This window comes from Serratia quinivorans (genome assembly GCF_052113645.1).
Taxonomy (GTDB): Bacteria; Pseudomonadota; Gammaproteobacteria; order Enterobacterales; family Enterobacteriaceae; genus Serratia; species Serratia quinivorans_B.
In genome coordinates this window covers 1-18,037 of the sequence record NZ_JBIEIU010000003.1, presented here as the reverse complement: position 1 = coordinate 18,037, position 18,037 = coordinate 1, and the positions used below count along the sequence as shown (strand labels likewise).

Annotated in this window: 14 protein-coding genes, 2 tRNA genes and 3 rRNA genes; 10 read left to right on the top strand and 9 right to left on the bottom strand. The window is 54.9% G+C overall.

Annotation, left to right across the window (positions count from 1 at the left end; translation table 11 throughout):
• Positions 1-58: 58 nt before the first annotated feature.
• The 10 genes from ACGS9J_RS07470 (at position 59) to ACGS9J_RS07425 (ending at position 10,762) form a co-directional block, all read left to right on the top strand.
• Positions 59-1,234 carry a YhfX family PLP-dependent enzyme gene (locus ACGS9J_RS07470; protein WP_442230331.1) on the top strand — a complete coding sequence of 392 codons (1,176 nt, stop codon included), beginning with the start codon at positions 59-61 and terminating at the stop codon, positions 1,232-1,234.
• Positions 1,231-2,460: a phosphopentomutase gene (locus ACGS9J_RS07465; RefSeq protein ID WP_442230330.1), complete on the top strand. Its 1,230-nt coding sequence runs from the start codon at positions 1,231-1,233 to the stop codon at positions 2,458-2,460. Before ACGS9J_RS07470 ends, ACGS9J_RS07465 begins: the two co-directional genes overlap by 4 nt.
• The gene (locus ACGS9J_RS07460) at positions 2,457-3,353 is read left to right on the top strand and encodes a phosphotriesterase-related protein (protein WP_442230329.1); all 897 of its coding nucleotides are present in this window, start codon (positions 2,457-2,459) and stop codon (positions 3,351-3,353) included. Before ACGS9J_RS07465 ends, ACGS9J_RS07460 begins: the two co-directional genes overlap by 4 nt.
• Positions 3,354-3,355: 2 nt before the next feature.
• A complete protein-coding gene (locus ACGS9J_RS07455) occupies positions 3,356-3,709 on the top strand; it encodes a DUF2620 domain-containing protein (RefSeq protein ID WP_442230328.1) in 354 nt (117 codons plus the stop codon).
• Between the two features lie 11 nt (positions 3,710-3,720).
• A complete protein-coding gene (locus tag ACGS9J_RS07450) occupies positions 3,721-5,022 on the top strand; it encodes a YhfT family protein (RefSeq protein WP_442230327.1) in 1,302 nt (433 codons plus the stop codon).
• Between the two features lie 59 nt (positions 5,023-5,081).
• Positions 5,082-5,954, top strand: coding sequence for an acid phosphatase (locus tag ACGS9J_RS07445; protein ID WP_442230326.1), 873 nt, complete (start codon positions 5,082-5,084; stop codon positions 5,952-5,954).
• A gap of 311 nt (positions 5,955-6,265) precedes the next feature.
• Positions 6,266-6,805, top strand: coding sequence for a gluconokinase (gntK, locus tag ACGS9J_RS07440; protein WP_442230325.1), 540 nt, complete (start codon positions 6,266-6,268; stop codon positions 6,803-6,805).
• The gene (gene gntU / locus ACGS9J_RS07435; RefSeq protein WP_442230324.1) at positions 6,802-8,139 is read left to right on the top strand and encodes a gluconate transporter; all 1,338 of its coding nucleotides are present in this window, start codon (positions 6,802-6,804) and stop codon (positions 8,137-8,139) included. The genes gntK and gntU overlap by 4 nt, the downstream gene beginning before the upstream one ends.
• Positions 8,140-8,249: 110 nt before the next feature.
• On the top strand, positions 8,250-10,064 hold the full coding sequence (edd, locus tag ACGS9J_RS07430; RefSeq protein ID WP_442230323.1) for a phosphogluconate dehydratase: 1,815 nt from the start codon (positions 8,250-8,252) through the stop codon (positions 10,062-10,064).
• 56 nt (positions 10,065-10,120) lie between these two features.
• Positions 10,121-10,762 carry a bifunctional 4-hydroxy-2-oxoglutarate aldolase/2-dehydro-3-deoxy-phosphogluconate aldolase gene (locus tag ACGS9J_RS07425; RefSeq protein ID WP_442230322.1) on the top strand — a complete coding sequence of 214 codons (642 nt, stop codon included), beginning with the start codon at positions 10,121-10,123 and terminating at the stop codon, positions 10,760-10,762.
• A gap of 34 nt (positions 10,763-10,796) precedes the next feature.
• Here the strand turns inward: ACGS9J_RS07425 and aceK are convergent, their stop codons facing one another.
• The 9 genes from aceK to rrf (ACGS9J_RS07380) form a co-directional block, all read right to left on the bottom strand.
• Positions 10,797-12,551 carry a bifunctional isocitrate dehydrogenase kinase/phosphatase gene (aceK, locus tag ACGS9J_RS07420; RefSeq protein WP_442230321.1) on the bottom strand — a complete coding sequence of 585 codons (1,755 nt, stop codon included), beginning with the start codon at positions 12,549-12,551 and terminating at the stop codon, positions 10,797-10,799.
• 220 nt (positions 12,552-12,771) lie between these two features.
• The gene (gene aceA / locus ACGS9J_RS07415) at positions 12,772-14,079 is read right to left on the bottom strand and encodes an isocitrate lyase (protein ID WP_442230320.1); all 1,308 of its coding nucleotides are present in this window, start codon (positions 14,077-14,079) and stop codon (positions 12,772-12,774) included.
• A 47-nt stretch (positions 14,080-14,126) separates the two neighbouring features.
• On the bottom strand, positions 14,127-15,725 hold the full coding sequence (gene aceB / locus ACGS9J_RS07410; protein ID WP_442230319.1) for a malate synthase A: 1,599 nt from the start codon (positions 15,723-15,725) through the stop codon (positions 14,127-14,129).
• 388 nt (positions 15,726-16,113) lie between these two features.
• Positions 16,114-17,043: a homoserine O-succinyltransferase MetA gene (gene metA, locus ACGS9J_RS07405; protein ID WP_442230318.1), complete on the bottom strand. Its 930-nt coding sequence runs from the start codon at positions 17,041-17,043 to the stop codon at positions 16,114-16,116.
• Between the two features lie 198 nt (positions 17,044-17,241).
• Positions 17,242-17,357, bottom strand: a 5S ribosomal RNA gene (gene rrf, locus ACGS9J_RS07400).
• A gap of 51 nt (positions 17,358-17,408) precedes the next feature.
• Positions 17,409-17,484 (bottom strand) — tRNA-Thr (locus ACGS9J_RS07395).
• 13 nt (positions 17,485-17,497) lie between these two features.
• Positions 17,498-17,613: ribosomal RNA gene (gene rrf, locus ACGS9J_RS07390) — 5S ribosomal RNA — on the bottom strand.
• 51 nt (positions 17,614-17,664) lie between these two features.
• A tRNA-Thr gene (locus ACGS9J_RS07385) sits at positions 17,665-17,740 on the bottom strand.
• Between the two features lie 13 nt (positions 17,741-17,753).
• Positions 17,754-17,869 (bottom strand): 5S ribosomal RNA (rrf, locus tag ACGS9J_RS07380).
• Positions 17,870-18,037 lie beyond the last annotated feature (168 nt).

Here is an 18,037-nt window from a genome sequence, read left to right as displayed (position 1 = left end):
AATATTCAATTAAATGAATATTTGCCGCAAGGAAGACAAACCAGGAGTAAAGGAAACAATGTTTATTACTGCGTTACAACGGCAAAATCCTGCGTTGATCAGCGCGGCCGTCTCACTTTGGCAACAACGTATCCTTCGTCCGGACAGTTATGTGATCGATGTCGATACCGTTGAGGAAAATGCCCGGTGCATACTGCAAGCCGCACAGCAAAATCACCTGACGCCTTACGTCATGAGTAAACAATTCGGGCGTAACCCGTGGCTATGTCAGCGCATTATCGATCAGGGTTTTCCGGGAGCCGCCGCCGTCGACTTCAAAGAGGCGCAGCAGTTAATTCAACACGGAGTTCCCCTCTGCCACGCCGGGCACCTGGTTCAGATCCCCGAGGGGGAAATCGCTGCCATTCTGGCTCAACAGCCAGAAGTGCTTACCGTATTTTCTGTGGAAAAAGCGCGCTCCATCGCTGAGCAGGCGAAAAAACTGGGTATTACGCAACCTTTGCTGCTTAAAGTCTATCATCAGGGGGATCTCCTCTACCCAGGGCAAGAAGGCGGTTTCCCCCTTGATGAGGTAGTGGCCGCAGCCAGGCAGATAGCGCAACTGGAACATGTGCAGGTGGCCGGCGTTACCCACTTCCCCTGTTTGCTCAGTCATAAAGCCGGCGATATCCCCCAGACGACCGCCAATTTTGCCACCCTGATTGAAGCGGTGACCCGCCTGCGTCAGGCCGGTTTCCAAATACAGCAGATCAATGCGCCCTCCGCCAACAGTTGCTCTTCACTGGCGATGCTCGCGCAGCTTGGCGTTACCCACATCGAACCGGGACACGCGTTTACCGGGACCTTCCCGGCTAACGTCTTTGGCACGGAGCCGGAACGCCTGGCGATGCTCTATATCACTGAAATTTCCCATCATTATCAGCAACTCAGTTTTTGTTACGGCGGTGGACACTATCGCCGCAGCCACGTGCAGTACGCGCTGGTATTCACGCCAAACGGCCAGGTGCACCAAACCGAGGTGATACCGCCAGAGGACCACAGCATCGATTATTACCTGGGGTTGCGCGGCGAATTCCCTATTGGCAGTGCAGTCGTCATGTGTTTTCGCACACAAATCTTTGTTACCCGCAGCGATGTCGCCATGGTGTGCGGTATTTCGCAGGGCACCCCGCAGCTTGCCGGGGTATTCGACAGCCAAGGCAATAAGCTTAGCCACTCTGGAGGTGCCCGGTGAATAAGTTTGTAGTGATTGTTTTAGATGGTTTTGGCATTGGCGCCATGGACGATGTCGTTCACCAACGGCCGCTCGATGCAGGGGCTAATACCTGTGGCCACATCTTAAAAAAATACCGCCTGTTGCGGCTGCCAACGTTAGAGAAATTGGGGCTGATCAATGCATTGGGATTTCAGCCGGACAATGTCATGCACCCTAATCCGGCAGCAAACTACGGCAGTGCAAATTTGCAGCATCAGGGTGCCGACTCCTTTATGGGGCATCAGGAAATCATGGGCACCCGGCCCAACGCCCCCTTGCTGATGCCCTTTTCCCAGGTCAGGGATCAGGTCGCCCAGGCGCTCGATAATGCAGGATTCCGGGTTGAACCTGTCGAGGTGCAGGAGGGATTGTGCTATCTGCGGGTGAATGACTCGGTGGCCATCGGCGATAATCTCGAAACCGATCCCGGCCAGGTTTACAACGTGACCGCCAATTTGGATGCCATTGATTTCGCCACCGTTCGCGCCATCGGCGACATCGTGCGCAGTCAGGTGCAAGTTGGCCGCGTTATTGTCTTTGGCGGCAACATTGGCAGTAATGACGCCTTGCACAACGCAGCCCAGACCAGTGCAAAGACGTATGTTGGGATAAATGCACCCAAGTCAGGGGTTTATCAGCATGGTTTTACCGTTGTACATCTCGGTTACGGCGTTGATCAAAGCCAGCAAGTCGCTGCCAGCTTGCATCAGGTGGGCGTGCCCACGGTATTGATTGGCAAAGTCGCAGATATCGTCATTAATCCTGATGGCATCAATTATCAGGGCATTGCCGATTCGACAGAAATCCTGCAATTGACGCTGCGTGAGGCCCAACGGCCAGGACCGGCATTTATCTGTACCAATATTCAGGAAACCGATCTCGCCGGCCACGCCGAAGACAGCGATCGCTATGCCGAACGATTACAGCTCATCGATACCTATCTTGCCCAATTACTGACGTTACTCGGCCACGATGACGCCCTGCTGGTCATGGCCGACCACGGCAATGACCCGACTATTGGCCACGCGCGTCATACGCGAGAAAAAGTGCCGTTGCTGTTCTGGCGCTCAGGCGTTCAGGGGGTGTACCTGGGCGAACGTTCAACGCTGGCCGACGTCGGGGCCACCGTCTGTGACGCCTTCGGTGCCCCGGCACCGCAAAGTGGCCATTCCTTCCTTTCACAACTCAATAAGGGGCAACCATGAATCCTGCGTCGCAATTTAACCGTCGTGGTTATACCTACGCGCACGAACATCTGCATATCGATCTGTCGCCATTCAAACACAACATGGATTGCCGACTGGATTGTTACGCGCTGCTGGTCGATGAAATGAAAGCGTTGGTCAATAAAGGCGTATTGAACCTGGTTGAGGTCACAAACCGCTATATGGGGCGCAATCCGCAATTTATGCTGGATTTGATGCAAGAAACCGGCATTAACATCCTGGCGTCGACGGGCTATTACCAGCAGGATTTTTATCCGCCACATGTCGCGCAGCGCAGCGTGCAGCAACTGGCACAAGAAATGATCGACGAAATAGAGCAAGGCATTGACGGCACTGCGCTTCGCGCAAGCGTTATTGCCGAGATTGGCAGCAGCGAAGGCACTATTACGCCTACGGAAGAAAAGGTATTCCACGCCGCTGCATTGGCGCATCTGGCGACCGGCAAACCTATTTCCACCCATACCAGTTTCAGCACCATGGGCCTGGAACAACTGCAGCTATTAATGCGCCACGGTGTCGCCGCGGAACGCATCGTTATTGGCCATTGTGATTTGCGCGATCAGTGGGACACCTTGCTGCGTATTACGGATAGCGGGGCTTTTATTCAATTCGATACTATCGGAAAAAATGATTACTACCCGGATGAAAAACGTGTCGCGACCTTACTGGCACTTTCGCAACGGGGGTTATTGGGCCAGGTCATGCTTTCCATGGATATCACCCGACGCTCCCACCTGGCGGCGAATGGCGGGTTAGGATTTAGTTATCTCATTGATATTTTCGTTCCTATGTTATTGCAGGCAGGGATACCTCAGCATGAGGTTGACCATATGCTGCGCGACAATCCAAACACTTTTTTCGGGGGATTTTAATAATGAAAAAGATCGGTATTGCAGGTTTACAACGCGAGCAAATCAAACAGGCTATTGAATCTGCCGCACCCGGTAAATTCGAATGTTTTATCCAAAATGATATGGAGGCGGCAAGTAAAGTCAAAAATGGCGAGCTGGATTATTTTATCGGAGCCTGTAATACCGGTGCCGGCGCCGCGTTATCCATTGCCATCGCGATTATCGGCTACAACCGCTGCTGCACCATTGCCAAGCCGGGAATACAAGCGAAAGAACAACAAATCGTCAATTGGATTAATGAAGGGAAAGTGGCCTTTGGCCTTTCGGTGGAACATGTTGAACATGCCATCCCGATCCTCATTGGTCATTTGAATTAAAGGGGGCCTCCATGGAGCAATATTTTCATATTATTATCGTCGCCTTGCTTACGGGCATGACCTCACTGCTTTCTCATCGCTCCGTGGCCGTATTCCACGACGGTATTCGTCCGATTCTGCCGCAATTGGTGGAAGGGAATATGAATCGCCGCGAAGCCGGGAGCATTGCATTTGGCCTGAGCATCGGCTTCGTGGCCTCCGTCGGGATCTCCTTTACCCTATCCACCGGTCTGTTGAACAGTTGGCTGCTGTTTTTACCCACCGATATCATCGGCGTCCTGGCCTTTAACAGTTATCTGGCTTTCGCTTTGGGAATGGCCTGGGGCGTGTTGGTCTTAACCAGTCTGGTGCCGATCAACACCCTGTTGACCGCTCTTCCGGTCGATATTCTCGGTTCGTTGGGCGAGCTTTCCAGCCCGGTCATTTCGGCTTTTGCCCTGTTCCCGCTGGTGGCCATTTTCTATCAGTTCGGTTGGCGCCATAGCCTGTTGGCCGCAGTCGTCGTATTGATGTCTCGCGTGATTGTCGTGCGTTTTTATCCTTCGCTTTTCCCGGAATCCATTGAGATTTTCGTCGGGATGGTGATGTTGCTGGGGATTGCGATATTTCGTGATATCTCACAGCGCAAGCATCATGAAGAAAACCATGGCACCTCTGTTTTCGAGGAAAGAACCTCACGTATTATCAAGAACCTGCCGCTGCTCGCCATTACCGGCGCGCTGATCTCGACCGTTGCCAGTCTAAAATTGTTTGGGGGGTCTGAAGTTTCGATCTACACCTTGGCGAAAGCCTGGGCACCCGGCGTATCACCGGAGGAGTCTGCCGCATTGGTGAATCAGGCCGCGCTGGCTGAATTTATGCGCGGGTTAGGCTTTATTCCGCTCATCGCCACCACCGCACTGGCCACTGGCGTGTACGCCGTCGCCGGCTTTACCTTCGTCTTTACCGTGGGCTATCTGGCACCCTCGCCTTGGTTAGCCGCCATTTTCGGCGCATTGACCATCACCCTGGAAGTGCTGCTGTTGCGGACTATCGGCCGCTGGCTAAGCCATTATCCCTCGGTCCGTAATGCCTCCGACAGCATCCGCAATGCCATGAACATGTTGATGGAATTCGCCTTGTTGATCGGCGCTATTTTTGCCTCCATCAAGATGGCGGGTTATACCGGATTCAGCATCACCGCCGCACTTTACTTCCTTAACGAAGCGCTGGGTCGCCCTATATTGAAAATTGCCGCACCGGTAGTTGCCACCATAATATGCGGAATTATATTGAATATTCTGTATTTCTTAGGGTTGTTCGTCGTTAATTAACCGTACTGATTTAGATTGAATGGCTTGTAAAAAAATAATATAACCACGAGGGAAACATAATGAAAATAGGGAAAAATAAAAATACACTCAGCTCAAAGCACCTTGCCGCGCTGATATTACTCTTGGGATCTACGGCATTTTTATCCACCGCCCAGGCCAACGATGATACTGCACCCAATAACGATCCTGCAGAAACCTGGCGCACCGATTATAGCGATATCGGTTACCCGAATGTGGGTTTTTCCCCTTATATCAAAGGTTGGATCAATGGTTATCTGACGCCGGCAGATTACCCTGATGGCGCAAAAATCCTGCCGCCGCCGCCAAAAGAGCATTCCGCTGCCGCACAAAGCGATATCGAGACGTTCCATGAATTGCGAAAACTGCGTGATACACCGCGTGGCAAGTTGGCGATCGAAGATGCCAAACTCTCCTTCAACCATATTGGTAGCGCATTCTCACCGGCGCTGGGCATCACCGTTTCACGCAAAAATACGCCTCATTTGCACCTGCTACTCAGCCGTGTCTTTACCGATGCGGGTTATGCCTCCAACGATACCAAGAAAGCCTTTAGCCGCATTCGCCCTTATTCGGCATTGCGTATCGATAGCTGCACGCCCAAAGAGCATAATGCGTTGAGTAACGATGGTGGTTCTTATCCCTCCGGCCACGCGGTCACCGGGATGATGTGGGCAATGACGTTAACCGCAATGGAGCCGCAACTGGCGACCCCACTAATGAAAAAAGGCTATGAGTTTGGCCGCAGCCGTCTCATTTGCGGCGTACATTGGGAAAGCGATGTTAACGCCGGTCGCTTCCTGGCCGCCGGAGCCTTCGCCCGCTTGCAGGCCAGCCCGGAATATCAAAAGCAATTCCATGAAGCCAAGTTGGAAATCGACCGTTTATTAGCAGAAAAGCAAGGCAGCAAATAAACGCCGATACTGACCAAGCGTCTCACAAGACCAAAGCCAGCATCATAAAAATCCCCCAGGCTTGCGCAAACATGAGTTGCGCAAGCCTTTCTCTATGCCGATGGCCCCACCGTGGCGCATGCCCCCTGTCCAACCCCCACAAGGTTGGTGCCCGGGTTCAGCCTGAAATAGTTGAAGTCGATCACAAATAATAACTTTGCTAAGGGAAGCCGATTGCAACCGGCGAAACTTCCTTCGACAATGTTACCGATAACATGTTACCGGTAACAACCTGTGCAGGGTAACGCCACTCGTCGTTTTGGAGCTATGCCATGACCAATAATCAAAACCGTATTTACGTCATTATGGGCGTTTCCGGCAGCGGCAAGTCCGCCGTGGCCGCCGCAGCGGCCCGCCAACTGTCTGCCGGATTCCTCGACGGTGATTTTCTGCATCCTCGCAGCAATATCCTGAAAATGGCCGCCGGCGAACCGCTGAATGATGACGATCGCGCCCCGTGGCTGGCCGCACTCAACGACGCCGCTTTTGCCATGCAGCGCACCAATAATGTCTCGGTCATCGTCTGTTCGGCGCTGAAAAAGCACTACCGCGATCGTCTGCGCGCCGGTAACGGCAACCTGTCGTTCATCTATCTGCACGGCGACTTCCCGGTCATTGAAGCCCGCCTGGCCGCGCGTAACGGCCACTTCTTCAAACCGCAAATGTTGGTGACGCAGTTCGCGGCGCTGGAGCAGCCGGGGGCGGATGAAAGCGACGTCATGTCCGTCGACATCAATCAGCCACTGGAAAATGTGATCGCCGATACCGTACGACACATTCAGAGTTTCCTGCCACAGGACGTGTGCGCGTGAATACTGTAACGCTGGTCGGTACCGCAGTCGGTTCGGTTCTATTATTGCTGTTTTTGGTGATGAAGGCGCGCATGCACGCCTTCGTCGCGTTAATGCTGGTGTCTATCGCTGCCGGGATTTTCTCCGGCATGCCGCTGGACCGCATCGCCGATACCATGCAGAAAGGCATGGGCGATACGCTGGGCTTTTTGGCTATCGTAGTGGCGCTGGGCGCCATGTTCGGCAAGATACTGCATGAGGTCGGTGCACTCGATCAAATTGCGGCACATTTGCTGAAACGTTTCGGCCAAAGCAAGGCCCATTATGCTCTCGGCATCGCCGGGTTGATCTGCGCCCTGCCGCTGTTCTTTGACGTGGCGGTAGTCCTGCTGATAGGCATCGTGTTCGCCGTAGCACGCCGCACTGACGGCAATATCGTCAAGCTGGCCATCCCACTGTTCGCCGGGGTCGCCGCCGCCGCGTCGTTCCTGTTGCCGGGACCGGTGCCGATGCTGCTGGCCGCGCAAATGAAGGCCGACTTCGGCTGGATGATCGCCATCGGCCTGGTCGCCGCCATTCTCGGCATGCTGATTGCCGGCCCATTGTACGGCAGCTTTATCAGCCGCTTCGTTAACTGGCCCATGCCGGCGGATGAAAGCGAACCGACGCTCAACAAGGGCAACCTGCCGTCATTTGGCTTTAGCCTGGCACTGGTACTCTGCCCGCTGGTGCTGGTTGGCATGAAAACCATTGGTGCACGCCTGGTCACCCCGGGTTCGCAGCTGCAGCAGTGGCTGGAGTTTATCGGCCACCCGTTCACCGCCATTTTGATCGCCTGCCTGATCGTGATTTACGGCCTGGCGAAACCACGCGGCATGACCAACGAGCAAACGCTGGCCATCTGCTCGGCAGCGGTGCAGCCTGCCGGGATCATCCTGCTGATGACCGGCGCCGGTGGCGTATTCAAACAGATCCTGGTGGATTCCGGCGTAGGCCCGGCACTGGGGGACGCCATGATTGGCACCGGCCTGCCGATCGCCGTAGCCGCCTTTGCGCTGTCGGCCATGGTGCGTGTGATCCAGGGATCCGCCACCGTTGCCTGTCTGACCACCGTCGGCCTGGTGCTGCCGGTAACCAGCCAACTGGGTCTCGGCGGCGGACAACTGGCCGCGCTGGCTATCTGCATTGCCGGCGGTTCGATCGTACTCAGCCACGTCAACGACGCCGGTTTCTGGCTGTTCGGCAAATTTACCGGTGCCAATGAACTGCAAACGCTAAAAACCTGGACGGTGATGGAAACCCTCCTTGGCTGCGTGGGCGGCATCATCGGCATGATCGCTTTCACCCTGTTCTAAAAACAATAACGACATAACTCCGCCCCCGGCCTTTGCACATCAGGGCTGCAATCTACCTCCGGGGGCACCGCCACAGGCGGCGTCTATAACAATAGCCATGTGAGGAAGGTATGATTAATCCCACCCTATCCCGTGTCACGCAACGCATTATCGACCGTTCCAAACAGAGCCGCGCGGCCTATCTGGCACGTATTGAAACGGCTCGTTCACAAACCGTACACCGCGCACAATTGGCCTGCGGCAACCTGGCGCACGGCTTTGCCGCCTGCCAGCCGGATGACAAAGCCGCATTGAAAAACATGGTGCGCAGCGATATCGCCATCATTACCGCCTATAACGACATGCTGTCCGCCCACCAGCCCTACGAAAACTACCCGCAACGGCTGAAACAGGCGCTGCACGCGGTGGGCGCTGTCGGTCAGGTGGCAGGGGGGGTACCGGCGATGTGCGACGGCGTGACCCAAGGGCAGGATGGCATGGAGCTGTCGTTGATGAGCCGCGACGTGATTGCCATGTCCTCAGCCATTGGCCTGTCACACAATATGTTCGACGGTGCGCTGTTTCTCGGCATCTGCGACAAAATCGTGCCGGGCCTGGTGATGTCCGCCCTGTCCTTTGGCCATTTGCCATCGTTGTTTGTGCCTGCCGGCCCAATGAGCAGCGGCTTGCCGAACAAAGAGAAAGTGCGCGTACGCCAACTGTACGCCGAAGGCAAGGCCGACCGCCTGGCGCTGCTGGAAGCCGAAGCCGCCTCGTATCACGGCATCGGTACCTGCACTTTTTACGGCACCGCCAACACTAACCAGATGGTGATGGAAGTGATGGGCCTGCACCTGCCGGGCGCCTCCTTCGTCCACCCGGACACTCCGCTGCGCGATGCGTTGACCGACGCTGCCGCGCGCCAGGTCACTCGCCTGACCGAAACCGCCGGCAACTATCTGCCGATAGGCAAACTGGTGGATGAAAAAGTGGTGGTGAACGGCATTGTTGCGCTGCTGGCCACCGGCGGCTCCACTAATCTGACCATGCATATGGTCGCGATGGCACGCGCCGCCGGCATTATCATCAACTGGGATGACTTCTCCGAGTTGTCGGACGCCGTGCCGCTACTGTGCCGCATCTATCCGAACGGCCCGGCAGACATCAATCAGTTCCAGGCATCGGGCGGCGTCGCTCTGGTGGTACGTGAGCTGCTAAAACACGGCCTGCTGCACGAAGACGTGCACACCGTGGCCGGTTTTGGCCTGACGCGCTACACCCAGGAGCCATGGCTGGATAACGGCCAACTGGCCTGGCGCGAGGGAACGGAAAGCTCGCTGGATCCCAAAGTGATCGCCAGCATCGCCGAGCCTTTCGAACATCACGGCGGCACCAAGGTATTGGCGGGCAACCTTGGCCGGGCGGTAATGAAAACCTCGGCGGTACCGGCAGATAATCAGATTATCGAAGCACCGGCGGTGATATTTGAAAGCCAGCATGACATCGTGCCGGCGTTTGAAGCCGGTAAGCTGGATCGCGACTGCGTAGTGGTGGTGCGTTTCCAGGGGCCGCAGGCCAACGGCATGCCCGAGCTGCACAAACTGATGCCGCCGTTGGGTGTTTTGATGGACCGCGGATTTAAAGTCGCGTTGGTCACCGATGGCCGTTTGTCAGGCGCTTCCGGCAAGGTACCGTCCGCCATCCACGTGACCCCGGAAGCTTATACCGGCGGTATGCTGGCCAAGGTACAAGACGGTGATGTGATCCGTGTGAACGGCCGCACCGGCGAATTGGCCTTGTTGGTCGATGCCGACATTCTGGCCCAACGAGCGCCTTATCAGCCAGATCTGAGTGCAGAACATATCGGCTGCGGCCGTGAACTGTTCGGCGCGTTGCGCAGCCAACTTTCCGGTGCCGAACAGGGCGCCTGCTGCATTAAATTTTAACCGATAGCATGGCCGTGCAGCCTGGCGGCGGCGGCCATAACTGGAGAGAACCGTTAATGAACAATTGGAAGACAAGCGCAGAGCAGATCCTGATGGCCGGCCCGGTAGTCCCGGTGATCGTCATCAACAAGTTGGAACACGCAGTCCCCCTGGCGAAAGCCCTGGTGGCCGGCGGCGTCCGGGTATTGGAAGTGACGCTGCGTACCGCCTGCGCGATGGATGCGATCCGCGCCATTGCCAAAGAAGTTCCGGATGCCATCATCGGTGCCGGTACCGTTATCAATCCGCAGCAACTGCAGGAAGTGACCGATGCCGGCGCTCAATTCGCCATCAGCCCGGGCCTGACCGCCGATCTGCTGAAAGCGGCCACTGCCGGTTCGATCCCATTAATTCCGGGTATCAGCACCGTGTCTGAACTGATGTTGGGCATGGACCATGGGTTGCGTGAGTTTAAATTCTTCCCGGCGGAAGCCAACGGTGGCGTGAAGGCTCTGCAGGCGATCGGCGGCCCGTTCCCACAGGTACGTTTCTGTCCAACCGGCGGTATTTCACCGAACAACTATCGTGACTATCTGGCGCTGAAAAGCGTGCTGTGCATCGGCGGCTCCTGGCTGGTGCCGGCGGATGCGCTGGAAAGCGGCGACTACGCGCGTATCACAGAACTGGCGCGCACTGCCGTTGCGGGTGCAAAAGCCTAATACGATTGGGCGCGGCCGATGAACAGCCGCGCCCTTAGGTTGCCGCCGAAGTCGCTGGCAGCTCCAGCCCACTGCGCTGGCTGAAACGCCGTTTTTTGCGGTAAGCGAAGACATCTTCCACATGCCCATCGCGGATGCGCCGCTGCAGCCCGCGCCAGTAATCGGCCTCGAACAAGTCGCTGTGCAGCTCTTCAAACACCTGTCGGATGCGACGATCGCCACACAGGAAATGCCTGAACTCCTCCGGAAATACGTCATTTGCCGACACGCTGTACCACGGCTCGCTGGCCAATTCATCTTCCGGATAGCGCGGCGGCGGAATGTCGCGGAAATTCACCTCGGTCATGTAGCAAATTTCGTCGTAATCGTAAAACACCACCCGCCCGTGTCGGGTCACGCCGAAGTTCTTGAACAGCATATCGCCGGGGAAGATATTGGCGGCGGCCAGCTGTTTGATCGCATTGCCGTACTCTTCTATCGCGTCGCGCATCTGCTGCTCATTGGCCTGTTCCAGATACAGATTCAGCGGCGTCATGCGCCGTTCCATATACAGATGTTTGATCACGATGCGATCGCCCAGATCTTCCAACTTGTCCGGCACTTCGCGCTGCAATTCGGCCAGAAGCTCCGGACTCAGGCGCGCCTTGTCGACGACAAAATTTTCGTACTCCTGGGTATCCGCCATGCGCCCCACGCGGTCGTGCTCTTTCACCAGTTGGTAGCAGGCCATCACCTGTGCCTGCGTCACCTCTTTTTGCGGTGCGAACTCATCCTTGATTACCTTGAACACCCGATCGAACGACGGCAGAGTAAACACCAGCATCACCATGCCTTTAACCCCCGGCGCGATGATAAATTGCTCCTGCGAACCGGCCATAAACGTCAGGTATTCACGGTAACATTCCGTTTTTCCATGCTTCTGGCAACCAATCGCCATATACAGCTCGGCGGTGGTTTTGCCCGGCAGGATCTCGCGCAGCCACTCGACCAGCGCTGCCGGTAGCGGCGCATACACCATAAAGTAAGAACGCGCGAAACCGAATACGATACTGGCCTCGGCCTTGCTGGTCAGGCAGGTATCGATAAACAAGGCACCGGAATCACTGTGATGGATCGGCAGCAGGAAAGGATAGACCGTATCCGCCACCCGCAGCTTACCCACCAGCCAGGCGGCCTTGTTGCGGTAAAACAGCTCATTGGCGATCTGGAACGTCGCCCCCGCCAACTGTTGCGCGCTAAAACTCTGTTGCAACGCCAGAGTGATGTAATGAATATCGCGCGGCAGGTTTTCCCAAGGCAGCCGCAGGGGTAAATCCGTCAGCAGGTTGTACAGCATCGCCGACACATCACCGTTAGCGATGAAATTACGCGACAGAGGACGCGGAATATCGCGAAAGCGGCCTTCAGGCTGAGAGCTGAAAACGAACAGCTTTTCCGGCGTCAGATCGCGGTGTTTGAACAACCGGCAGTAAACCGAATTAAAGAAGCTTTCGGCGATCTCAAAGCGAGGGTATTCCGGCAACAGGTCGGTATACACCGCCTTCACCCGGCTGGGGAAATCCGCATCAAAGTACTTTTGCCCGGTGATGCACTTCAGTTGCTCCACCACCAGGCCGACGTGATGGTCATACAGGTGAATACGCTTTTTCATCGCCTGTTGTACCGCCGGCCAGTCCGCTCGCTCAAAACGCTGCTGAGCACCGGCGGTCACTTCCAGGAAGCGGCCGTATTGCGCATCAAAGCCCTGCAGTATCGTCTGTGCGATCAACAACTCCAGTTTCGCCGCCATCCTTACCTCCCGCCAGAAAACAGAGCCTGCATTAGCAGGCCCCTAGTTTGATGACAAACACTCGAAAAATGGGATTTTCGGATGTTTGGGGCAACGCAGAAGATCTAATCCTTTGTTTTTAGTAGTGCTCAGATCCTGATGTTAATAACAAGCGACTTTGTCAGCAGTCTGAGAGCCTGCATTAGCAGGCCCTTGGGTAGACTTTTTCAGCGTTGCCGCCTCAGAACTGCTGTTCTTCCGTCGAACCGGTCAGCGCCGTTACCGAAGAGGCGCCGCCCTGAATGATGGTAGTGACCTTGTCGAAATAGCCGGTCCCCACTTCCTGTTGGTGCGAAGCGAAGGTGTAACCGCGCGAAACCGCGTCGAATTCCGGTTTCTGCACTTTCTCGACGTAGTGCTTCATACCTTCGCCCTGCGCATAAGCGTGCGCCAGGTCGAACATGTTGAACCACATGCTGTGGATGCCCGCCAGCGTGATGAACTGGTATTTGTAGCCCATCGCCGACAGTTCTTCCTGGAAGCGGGCAATCGTCTGATCGTCCAGGTTCTTTTTCCAGTTGAACGACGGTGAACAGTTGTATGCCAGCAGTTTGCCCGGGAATTTGGCATGAATGGCGTCGGCGAAACGCTTGGCAGCCTGCAGATCCGGAGTGGACGTTTCGCACCACACCAGGTCGGCGTACGGGCAATACGCCAGGCCACGACTGATCGCTTGCTCGATACCGGCATGGGTGCGGAAGAAACCTTCTGCAGTACGCTCGCCGGAAACAAACTCGCTGTCGTAAGGATCGCAGTCTGAAGTCAGCAAATCGGCGGCATCGGCATCGGTACGCGCAATGACCAAGGTGGGAACACCGAGCACGTCAGCAGCCAGACGCGCGGCAACCAGCTTCTGAATCGCTTCCTGGGTTGGCACCAGCACTTTGCCGCCCATATGACCGCACTTTTTCACCGCCGCCAGTTGGTCTTCGAAATGCACCCCGGCAGCACCGGCTTCAATCATCGCCTTCATCAGTTCAAAAGCGTTCAGCACGCCGCCAAAGCCAGCTTCGGCATCGGCCACGATCGGCAGGAAGTAATCGGTGTAGCCCTTGCTGCCCGGTTCAATTTTGTTGGCCCATTGGATTTGGTCAGCGCGGCGGAAAGTATTGTTGATACGTTTAACCACTGCCGGTACCGAATCCACCGGGTACAGCGATTGGTCCGGGTACATGGCTGACGCGGTGTTGGCATCCGCAGCAACCTGCCAGCCAGACAGGTAAATCGCCTCAATGCCGGCCTTGGCCTGCTGCAACGCCTGACCGCCGGTCAGCGCCCCCAGGCTGTTGACATAACCTTTGCGTGATTTACCGTGCAGCAACTCCCACAGCTTGGCGGCACCGTTCTGCGCCAGCGTGCAGGCCGGGTTCACCGAGCCGCGCAGATTAATCACATCTTCAGCGCTGTATGGGCGGGTGATGCCTTCCCAGCGAGCCGATTTCCATTCCTGTTCCAGTTGTTGAATCTGTTGAGCACGAGAGGTAGACATAATTTTTATCCTTTTCAATAATGTAGGGTTAATGGTCAGGAACGGATTCAGGCCAGGAGCTCGTAGCCGGGTAAAGTCAGAAAATCGATTAATTCGTCTTGTGTCGTGATGCGCTCCATCAGGCGTGCAGCTTCTTCGAAACGGCCGGCGTTAAAACGCGCCTCACCCAATTCTTCACGTACCACCAACATCTCTTCTTTCAGCATCTGGCGGAACAGCGCCTTGGTGACCAACTGGCCATCGCTCAGGCTCTTCTCGTGGTGGATCCATTGCCAGATTGAGGTACGGGAGATTTCCGCCGTCGCCGCATCTTCCATCAGGCCGTAAATGGGCACGCAGCCATTGCCGGAGATCCAGGCTTCAATGTATTGCACCGCCACGCGGATATTGGCGCGCATGCCGGCTTCGGTCCGTTCGCCATCACAAGGTTCCAGCAACTGCGCGGCGCTGATCGGCGCATCATTTTCACGCAGGACTTCCAACTGATTACGGCGTTCACCGAGCACTCTGCTGAAGACTTCCATGACGGTATCTGCCAGCCCCGGATGCGCTACCCAGGTGCCGTCATGGCCGTTATTGGCCTCCAGCTCTTTATCCGCCCGCACCTTGTTCAGCACCCAGGCGTTTTTCTCAGCATCTTTGCTCGGGATAAACGCCGCCATGCCGCCCATGGCGAAAGCACCGCGTTTGTGGCAGGTCTTGATCAACAACCGGGAATAGGCACTGAGGAATGACTTCTCCATGGTGACCGACTGACGATCCGGCAACACCCGATCGGCATGGTTTTTCAGCGTTTTGATGTAGCTGAAGATGTAATCCCAACGGCCGCAATTCAACCCGACAATATGATCGCGCAGGTGGTAGAGGATTTCGTCCATCTGGAACACCGCCGGCAGCGTTTCGATCAACACCGTGGCTTTGATGGTGCCACGCGGCAGGGAGAAACGATCCTCGGCAAAACTGAAGACCTCACTCCACCAGGCCGCTTCCTGCCAGGACTGGGTTTTTGGCAGGTAGAAATAAGGGCCGCTGCCTTTGGCCAGCAACTGGCGGTAGTTGTGGAAGAAATAGAGCACGAAATCAAACAGGCCGCCTGGGATGGCTTCCCCCTGCCACTGCACGTGTTTCTCCGGCAAATGCAGGCCGCGTACACGTGCAATCAATACCGCCGGGTTCGGCTTCAGTTGATAAATCTTGCCGGCTTCATTGGTGTAGGAGATGGTCCCATTCACCGCATCATGCAGGTTGATTTGGCCATCGATCACTTTGTCCCAGCTCGGCGCCAGCGAGTCTTCGAAGTCCGCCATAAATACCTTCACATTGGCATTCAGGGCATTGATCACCATCTTGCGTTCAACCGGACCGGTGATCTCGACTCGACGGTCGCGCAGATCCTCAGGTATGCCACGGATTGTCCACTCGCCATTACGAATGGAATCAGTTTCCGAAATAAAATCCGGGAGATCGCCTTGATCGATCTTCTGCTGCCAGCAGGCGCGCGCAGCCAAAAGCTTATTGCGCTGTGGAGTAAATTTACTCACCAGTTCCGCCAGGAATTCGACCGCGTCGTCCGTCAACACTTGTCGCTCAGCAGCGGTGAAACCCTGCGTAAACGTTAACTCCGTGCCTACTATCTGTTGTGTCATTGTCTTGCTCCTTCCCATCATTGCGTACCGCCGTTGCAAGCCAGGCCGGCACATCTTCATCAGAAATCAGTGTGGATCAGGGCGTATAAAATGATCCTTAACTGGTCAGATCTCATCTCACTGGATCTAAGAATACTCAACTAAAAATAAAAATCAAAAACGATTTCCATTTTATTGTTAAATATTTAATTAACCTTTTGTTATCAACTAGTTAATTACAATAACAATATTTACAGGTGAGGAAACCGGTTCCATTACCTGTAAAAAATTAGATTAAGTGATTGTTAGACAATGAGTTTTATTAAAACAGACAGGCAAATAAGGGGAGCAGATTGGGGAAAGGTGTAGTCGGCGGCCTCGATTCAGCCGCCGATCAAAGCAAAAGCCGTTATTCCAGGGTCGGGTTCATATGACGCAGGTCATACGGTGTGATCTGGTAAACGTAGTAGTTGAGCCAATTGGCGAACAACAGGTGACCATGGCTGCGCCAGGAGGCTTTAGGAGTGAGTTCGGGGTTATCGTCGGGGAAGTAATTTAGCGGCACTACCGGGTTGAGACCTGCTTCGTTATCGCGACAGTACTCACCGGCGAGCGTCAGCGCATCATACTCTGGGTGCCCAGTCACGAACGCCAGCCGTTTATCCTTGCTGGCGAATAAATAAGCCCCGGTTTGCTCCGACTCCGCCAGGATATCCAGATCCGTGTACTGGCGGATGATCTCGGTGGGGAAATCCGCATAGCGCGAATGGGGCGCCAGGAAAGTCTCATCAAAGCCGCGGGTCAGTAACGCATGCTGTTGCAACGTTTGGTGCTGGTAAACGCCGGAGAGTTTCACTTCGCGCGTCATCTTCGGGATACCGTACAAAATGTTCAATGCGGCCTGTACCGCCCAACAGACAAACAGCGTGGAGGTGACGTGGTTCTTGGCCCAGTCGATCACCCGTTCAATCTGCGGCCAGTAGGCTACGTCGCAGAAATCAACCAACCCGAGCGGGGCACCAGTCACAATCAGGCCATCAAAGTTCTCATTCTGAATGTCTTCAAAATCACAGTAGAAGTTGTTCAGATGCTCCGCCGGCGTGTTCTTTGACTCACGGCTGTCGATGCGCAGCAACTGGATGTCGATTTGCAGCGAAGAGTTGGAAAGCAGGCGTAAAAACTGGTTTTCCGTTTCGATCTTCTTTGGCATCAGGTTAAGGATCAGCACTTTCAGTGGCCTGATTTCCTGTGTTTTTGCCCGCGAGGATGTCATCACAAAGACATTCTCATTGCGCAAGAAACTTACTGCAGGTAACTCATCAGGAACACGAATCGGCATTGCTTAATCCCCACACATCCATTTAAACGTTTAGACTTCTAGATGCCCGAAGATAGCGTTTTTTTGACCTAATGTCGAGCGTTCAACGGAAAGGTGAAAATGTTTCATAGCGGCGGGATTGGGGAAAGATCGTACTTTTGGGCAGATAAAAAGCAAAAAGCCCTACGTTTTCACGCAGGGCTTTTTACTTTAATTGATGCTTGGCAGTGTCCTACTCTCGCATGGGGAGACCCCACACTACCATCGGCGCTACGGCGTTTCACTTCTGAGTTCGGCATGGGGTCAGGTGGGACCACCGCGCTATTGCCGCCAAGCAAATTCTTTTAATTCTTTTTGCCGAACTTCTAAACCCACTTTAAATAAAGTGGTGCTGATACCCAGAGTCGAACTGGGGACCTCACCCTTACCAAGGGTGCGCTCTACCAACTGAGCCATATCAGCACACTAATTTGATGCCTGGCAGTGTCCTACTCTCGCATGGGGAGACCCCACACTACCATCGGCGCTACGGCGTTTCACTTCTGAGTTCGGCATGGGGTCAGGTGGGACCACCGCGCTATTGCCGCCAAGCAAATTCTTTTAATTCTTTTTGCCGAACTTCTAAACCCACTTTAAATAAAGTGGTGCTGATACCCAGAGTCGAACTGGGGACCTCACCCTTACCAAGGGTGCGCTCTACCAACTGAGCCATATCAGCACACTAATTTGATGCCTGGCAGTGTCCTACTCTCGCATGGGGAGACCCCACACTACCATCGGCGCTACGGCGTTTCACTTCTGAGTTCGGCATGGGATCAGGTGGGACCACCGCGCTATGGCCGCCAGGCAAATTCTGTTTCATTTCAACCGCCTCACAGGCCATTGAAACCAATCTCGGAACTTCGCTGAAAATCTTTCGTCTACTCTAAAACACCTTTGGTGTTGTAAGGTTAAGCCTCACGGATCATTAGTACTGGTTAGCTCAATGCATCGCTGCACTTACACACCCAGCCTA